Origin of the sequence: Streptomyces sp. F63 (assembly GCF_018070345.1) — a bacterium.
GTDB lineage: Bacteria > Actinomycetota > Actinomycetes > Streptomycetales > Streptomycetaceae > Streptomyces.
In genome coordinates, this window is the sequence record NZ_JAGPXX010000069.1 from 1 (window position 1) to 1,527 (window position 1,527).

General features: G+C 68.8%; 2 protein-coding genes. Both read left to right on the plus strand.

The features are described from left to right. Window positions 1-160 precede the first annotated feature (160 nt). Window positions 161-583 (plus strand): IS200/IS605 family transposase, encoded by a 423-nt coding sequence (gene tnpA, locus KBZ10_RS28925; protein ID WP_210990711.1) that lies wholly within the window; start codon window positions 161-163, stop codon window positions 581-583. After that, window positions 580-1,527, plus strand: a 948-nt coding sequence (locus KBZ10_RS28930; protein ID WP_210990710.1) for an RNA-guided endonuclease TnpB family protein, incomplete at its 3' end; no start/stop codon positions are given. The genes tnpA and KBZ10_RS28930, both read left to right, overlap by 4 nt.

A 1,527-nucleotide genomic window follows, 5' to 3' on the forward strand; every position in this document is an offset into this window, starting at 1 on the left:
CCATCAGGACCTAGCCGGGGGACGCCCCGCTTCAGCGGGGTGGGGAATGGCTTCTGAGTCTTGCTCTGACCTCAACTGGGGGCATGGATCCGCACTGTTCACCTGCGCCCAGCTCCCTGCCGCACTAGACCTGCTACGCGTGTATAGTGATCGTGTGACCGTGACCAGGAAGGTTCGCCGGTTCTCCGGCGGCGTGTACGACCTCGGGCTCCACGTGGTGTGGTGCCCGAAGTACCGCCGTCCGGTCCTCGGCGGCCGGGTCGCGGAACGCCTGGAGGAACTGCTCCGGCAGAAGGCGGACGAACGCGGGTGGGAGGTCATCGCCCTTGAGGTGATGCCCGACCACGTGCACCTGTTCGTGAAGCACGATGCGAAATCGTCGGCCTCCTACGTGGCGAACCAGTTCAAGGGCTTCACCTCCCGCGTGCTGCGCGAGGAGTTCCCGCACCTGAAGTCACGGATGCCCACCCTGTGGTCGTCGTCGTACTTCGCCGCCTCGGTCGGCGCCGTGTCGGCGGCCACGGTCGAGAAGTACATCAACACCCAGTGGGAACGCCCGGGGAAGAAGGGGGACGGCTCGTGATCCGCGCGTACAAGTTCCTCCTGCGCCCCACGACCCGTCAGACGGCAGCGCTCGGCGAGATGCTGCGGGACCACTGCTCCCTCTACAACGGCGCGCTGGAAGAGCGCCGGGACGCCTACCGGCACACCTCGAAGACCACCGTCCGCTACGGCGACCAGTCCGCCCAGCTCAAGGAGATCCGCGCGTTCGACCCTGAGCGGCAGGGCCGCTGGTCCTTCTCCTCCCAGCAAGCCACCCTGCGCCGCCTGGACAAGGCGTTCCAGGCGTTCTTCCGCCGCGTCAGGGCCGGGCAGAGCCCGGGCTACCCGCGCTTCAAGGGCGTCGGGCACTTCGACACCGTCACCTTCCCCAAGGACGGCGACGGCTGCCGCTGGGACTCCACCCCCCACGACTGGCAGACCCGCCTCCGCCTGCAAGGCGTCGGGCATATCCGCGTGCACCAGCACCGGCCCGTGCGCGGACAGGTCAAGACGATCTCGGTGAAGCGGGAGGGGAACCGTTGGTACGTCGTCCTGTCCTGCGACAACGTGCCCGCCGGGGAACTGCCGCCCACCGGGGCGAGCGTCGGCATCGACATGGGCCTCGCTCACTTCCTGAACACCTCGGACGGCGAACACGTCGCCAACCCGCGCTTCCTCCAAACGATGGCCGACGAACTGGCCCAAGCACAGCGGCACCTCGCGACGTTCCCCAAGCGGACCCGGCAGCGCACCAAGCGCCACCGCGCCGCCGCCCGGAAGGTCGCCACGCTGCACGGCAGGATCCGGCGGCAGCGCGCCGACTTCCACCACAAGACCGCCCGTACACTGATCGCCGGCCACGACGTGATCGCGCACGAGCGGCTCAACACGGCGGGTATGACCAAGAGCCCCGCACCCAAGGCCGACCCCGAGCAGCCCGGCAGCTTCCTGCCCAACGGTGCTGCCGCGAAGGCCGGACTCAAC